Raw genomic sequence first — 5,071 nt, 5'->3', positions numbered from 1 at the left:
GGTGTCGTCCCACCCGAAGATGTCCGCGTGCGAGTACTCCAGGTAGTACCGCGAGGCCGAGCTGAGCCGGAAGCCGCGCCGGGCGACGTCGATCGCCGGCTCCACGAGCTCGCGCCACGGGATCTTGCCCCACCGCCGGTGGGCCTCCTCGAAGGCGGCGATCGCGCCGTGCGCGGCGACCGAGCCGGGACCGATCGTCACGGTGACCCCGCCGCCGTACTCGGTGTGCACGTCCCACGTGCCCGCGTCGCCACGAGCGGTCGCACCCCGGCCCGGCATGTCCATCCACCCGTCCACGGTCTGGGGGGCGCTGCCGTCCGGAGGCTGCACCGTGATGAAGCCGCCGGAGCTGGGCGACACGATGCCGACCTCGTTGACCATCGTCACCAGACTGGCAGCCAGCGCGGCATCAATCGCATTGCCACCGGCTCGCGCGATCTGGTCACCGGCGTCGGCGGCGGCCTCGTTCGGCGCGGCCAGAGCGACGTCCAATCCCCTGGACCGCGCGGCTGATGGCATGCGCGCAGGGTATCGCTGTGATCAGCGCTCAGATGAGCCGGAAGTCACTCCGGGCGAAAGTCGTGATCCGGGTTGAGTCGCATCTCGCGCAACAGCTGCCCCGTCTCCGACGCTGTGACGAACACGTGCAGCCCCATGAGGATCAACGTCACGGTGGTCGATGCCGCCTCGACCCCCATGTTCACCTCGTAGTCACGATCGTTGACCCACAGCCGAAACTGGCCCTCATCGTCGACATGGGCTCGCCGGGCGCTCTTCCACCCCGGTCCCTCGCGCACCGACGTCCACGTCGCAGTCTGACGCGGTCGCGGCCCGGGCCCCGTCTCGACGACCAAGCGAACGTTCGCCAGCGCCGGTTCCACGGAGGCCTTGCGTCGAGAATTTCTCTTGGACCTGCTCGACGGTCGTCCCGAGTGATCATCCGCGGCCCTCACGTACTTGTTGGAGTCGCCCGCGACGTCGTCGGGCGACTCAGCGAGCTGCAGCACCGCCTGTGCTGCTCGCTCGACCGAGGCGGATCGGAGCGGCCCGAGATACGGCTCGCTCGCGGGCGCCGGTGCATTCCTGAGGTCGAAGACGTTGCAGGCGACGTTCGATGTCCGGCGACGACGACGCCATCCTCGTCGTTCCGGCGCCACCGCCATCTCGATGTTCGCCGCGCCACGCACCGCCAGGGTTGCTGGGTCGTGATCCATGACCACCGGAAGCCCCAGCTCGACCGAGATGATCTGCGTGACCAAGGGGATGGACACGCTGCCGCCCGTCAGCAGAACCGCTTGCACGTCGTCGGAGCCGTTGCTCGTGATGCAGGCCGTCAGCATGGTCACGATGGCGTCGACCGTCTCGCGCACCACGGCGTCGGCATCTGATCGGACCAGTCGCACCTCCGTCCTCGCTCCGCCGAGGTCGGTGATCAACGACGCGGCAGGTCGGGCAGACAGCTGTTCTTTCGCCGCCTTCACCTGGGCCAGCAACGACCGTCCTGCACCGGCGAGCGCAGGATCTGTGGGATCGCCAGCGGCCACCCAGCTCAGCACGTGCTGCATCAGCAGTCGGTCGATGTCGTTCCCGGCACGGCCGTGCTGCACCGCCGGACGACCCAGGATGTGCGGTAGATCGCCGATGCCGGTGACGATCGAGGCGCAGCTGGATTCGGCGCCGATGTCCAGCACGGCCACCGTGGCGGGGAGGTCGTGCGTCGCGCGCGCAGCCTCGACGGCAGACAGCGCAGGAGAGACCAGCTGGAAGGGTCCCGACGCGTGGTCCTCGAGCGTCTGCTGCGCGAGCGCTCGCGCCCGCATCGGCCACCAGTCAGGCACCAGGATGGTGACGAACTCCGCAGAGGTGTTGACCAGCGCGGTCGCGACAGCGCGAGCGTAGGCTTCATGGGGCGCCTGCGTGAGAACGCATCCGGATCCTCGCCACATGAGAGGGACGGTCGTACCCACTCTCGCGGTGATCTCAGGACCGATTCCGTCTGCCCGGACGACGGGCGCGTCGACGCCATCGACGACCTTCACTGCGCTCGATCCGAGGTCCACGGCGGCGGTCATCAACGCTCCTCTCGACCCTCCAAGCGCACACGGTATCAATCAGGGCGGCGACTGTTCACCCATACGCGGTCCCACGGGCCTGGCCGCCCTGGATCGACAAAACTCACGCCCGAAAAATTGTTTGCGAAAAGGACTCGCAGATGAGTGCGGAGTGGCTATAGTGACAGCCACGTTTGGGGGGGAATAACACCCGAAGGAGGCCATGAACATGGCCGGGATCACCACATTGCTGGACTTCATTCTCAGGCTCCTGTCCGATCCTGAGCTCGCTGAGGCGTTCTCCCAAGACCCTGAGGGGTCGCTGGCCGAGAACGGTCTGGGTCAGGTCTTGCCGCAGGATGCGTCCCATGCGGTGAACTCCGTGACGACCCTGCTGGGCGGACCCACCCATTACGTCGGTGTGCCGCACATGGTGGCCGTGCCGGTCATGGTGGGGTCGTCGGGCGGCGGCTCGTCTGGGTCTGTGGTGGGCGGCGTGGGCGGCGTGGGCGGCGTCGGTGGTGGCTCCACAGGGTCCTCAACAGCTGACATCCTGCAGTCGTTCGTGAACAACTACTACGCCGACTCGATCAGCGTGAACAACGTGTGGGCCGGGGGCGACGTCACGCAGGCCATCGCCGCACCAGGAGGCATTGCGGTTGCTGGCGGGGACGAAGTCGAGGAGATCAACGTCGCCACCGACGGCTCCGTGGCCATCAGCGGCGGAGTCGAGGACAGTGGCATCGCGCTGGGCGGCAGCGTGGCAGCAGGCGGTGATGTGGAATTCGAGGGCAACGGTGAGGTCGTGATCGGCGACGGGAACATCGACATCGACGGCGACGGGAACACGGTCGTCGGAGACGATCAGGTGAATCTCACCGATTCAGGGGGCGCCAACGTCGCGCTGGATGGTTCAACCATTCAGAACGCCGACAATGGCGGCGTGAACGCCGGGGGCGACGCGATCGTCGACTCCAACGTCGCCGGCGACGATCTAGCCGTCGGGGACGGGGCCATCGCCGCCGATGGAAACGTTGCTCAAGGTGCCGGAGCGATCTCGACCAACGGCAACGTCGCCAGCGGGGCGAACTCCCAAGCAGCCGGCGACGGCAGCAACCTGGCCAGCGACGACGACGTCTTCACCCCGACGGTCAACACCTCCGGTGACGTCACGATCGACCTGAACGACTCCGATGCGATCTCGGCGGGCAACAACTCGACCGCAGCCGGCGACGGCGCCATCGTGGCCACCGGCTCTGCGGTGGTCTCGCAGGACAACGATGTCCTGTCCAACACGGTCAACGTGGGGGCGGGCGCCACAGTTGACGCGTTGAGCCAGACCAATGATGTCGACTCCAACTCCGCCGTCGGCAATGACAACGTGGCAGCAGATGATCAGGCCGTGGCCGCGAACAACGACAGCGCTGCGGCCGGACACACCGCCGGCGATGCTCAGGCCGCCAGCGGCGGATCGCAGGTCGCCGACGACGGAAGCCTCAACGCTGGCAACAATGGCGTGATCGGCGACGGCGGCGTGGCAGCCAGCGACAGCACGGTGGCCTACACGACCGGTGACAATTCTGATGCTGCCATCGCCTCGGAAGAGAGCCAGATCGCTCAGGGCGAGGGTGTGGTGGCTGGCGGCGACGTCTACGACGACAATGCCGCAGTCGACTACAACAACTCGTTCAACGAGAACAGCAACTTCACCGAGGGCGACGACTCCCCCATCCTCGCGGCGTCTGATGACGCCGAGATCGAGGACGTCGAATTCGACTGATGAGCACTCGGTCCCCGGCAAGCCAGACGTCCGATCTGACCAACACCCTGCGCAGCCTGAGCACCGAGGCACGTGAGCTTGGTCGCGAGGATCTCGCGACGAGACTCGACGGGTGGGTTGAGCGACTGAGCGAGCCCAAGGTGCGCGTCGTCGTCGTCGGACCGTTCAACCAGGGCAAGAGCACGTTGATCAACACGGTGATCGGGGCGCCAGTGTGCCCCGTCGACGACATCGCCATGACGGCCATACCGATCATCATCGAGTACGGCGAGAACCCGGGAGCCACGCTCGTCTTCGACGTGCCCGGGGAGGACCGCTCCACCCAGATCCCGATCGACATCAACGATCTGCGCAAGCACGTGATGGATCACGTCACGTCGACCGGTTCGCTCGACGGCGGAAAGATTCATGTCGCTGTCCCCGCCGAGACGCTCCGCAGCGGTTTGGTCCTGGTCGACACGCCCGGTGTCGGCGGGGCGGTGGCGCGGCATGCCGTGACGACACTGGCCATGTTGCCCACTGCGGATGCGCTGGTCGTGCTTTCCGACGCCAGCCAGGAGCTCACCGAACCGGAGCTCAGCTTTCTGCGCCAGGCCTCGAAGATCTGTCCGATCGTGATGTCTGTTCTGAGCAAGACTGACCTCACGCCGCACTGGCGTGAGGTGGAGGCTGCCAATAGGCAGCATCTCAAGTCAGCCGACATCGATGCCGCCATCCTCCCTGTCTCGGCGAATCTGCACCGCACGGCGCTCAGTCTCGGCGACACCGATCTGGCCGATGAATCCGGAATTCCCCGGCTGGTTGAACGCTTGCAGCGCGATCTCCTGCCCCGCGCCGTGGGGTCGCTGCTGGACGCTGCGTCGGCCGAGGCCACAGCAGTCAGCACTCAGCTCAGCCTGGGACTCCAGGCCGAGCTCGAGACGCTCGTGAGGCCGGGCGAGGCGACCATGCTCGTGCAGACATTCGAGGATGCCCAGGCCGTCGCCGCTGACCTCAACAAGCGCGCCTCCAGGTGGCAGATCGCACTCAACGACGGGTTCAACGACCTGGTCAACGACGTCGAGTACGACGTCCGTGATCGGGTTCGATCGGTCGGACGCGATGCCGAACAGCTCGTCGACGAGAGCGACCCTGCCGACACGTGGGAAACCATGACCCAGTGGTTGGCGGACGCCTTCGCCGAGGCGATAGCGGACAGCTTCGTGTGGGCTTATGAGCGCTGCGAGCACGTGGCGACGAA

At 66.5% G+C, this 5,071-nt stretch carries 4 protein-coding genes; 2 read left to right on the top strand and 2 right to left on the bottom strand.

Features of this window, described 5'->3' with window-relative positions; all coding sequences use genetic code 11:
* Together WB508_RS05940 and WB508_RS05935 are read right to left on the bottom strand one after the other, a co-directional pair.
* A partial coding sequence (locus WB508_RS05940; RefSeq protein WP_423843962.1) for a gamma-glutamyltransferase occupies positions 1-519 on the bottom strand: 519 nt, incomplete at its 3' end.
* A 44-nt stretch (positions 520-563) separates the two neighbouring features.
* Positions 564-2,072 (bottom strand): Hsp70 family protein, encoded by a 1,509-nt coding sequence (locus WB508_RS05935; protein ID WP_423843961.1) that lies wholly within the window; start codon positions 2,070-2,072, stop codon positions 564-566.
* A gap of 208 nt (positions 2,073-2,280) precedes the next feature.
* Here WB508_RS05935 and WB508_RS05930 point away from each other — a divergent pair, with 208 nt between their 5' ends.
* Entirely contained in the window at positions 2,281-3,831 is a 1,551-nt protein-coding gene (locus WB508_RS05930) for an IniB N-terminal domain-containing protein (protein ID WP_423843960.1), read from the top strand.
* Positions 3,831-5,071: dynamin family protein (locus WB508_RS05925; protein ID WP_423843959.1), on the top strand; the 1,241-nt coding region annotated here is incomplete at its 3' end. The genes WB508_RS05930 and WB508_RS05925, both read left to right, overlap by 1 nt.

Source organism: Aeromicrobium sp., from assembly GCF_049586495.1.
GTDB lineage: Bacteria > Actinomycetota > Actinomycetes > Propionibacteriales > Nocardioidaceae > Aeromicrobium.
The sequence above is the reverse complement of the archived record's forward strand: the minus strand, read 5'-3'. Positions and strand labels throughout refer to the sequence as shown.

Bases quoted from the DNA above. Each gene is read 5' to 3' on its own strand.
- WB508_RS05930 (WP_423843960.1), top strand. From the start codon at position 2,281: ATGGCCGGGATCACCACATTGCTGGACTTCATTCTCAGGCTCCTGTCC.
- WB508_RS05935 (WP_423843961.1), bottom strand. From the start codon at position 2,072: ATGACCGCCGCCGTGGACCTCGGATCGAGCGCAGTGAAGGTCGTCGAT.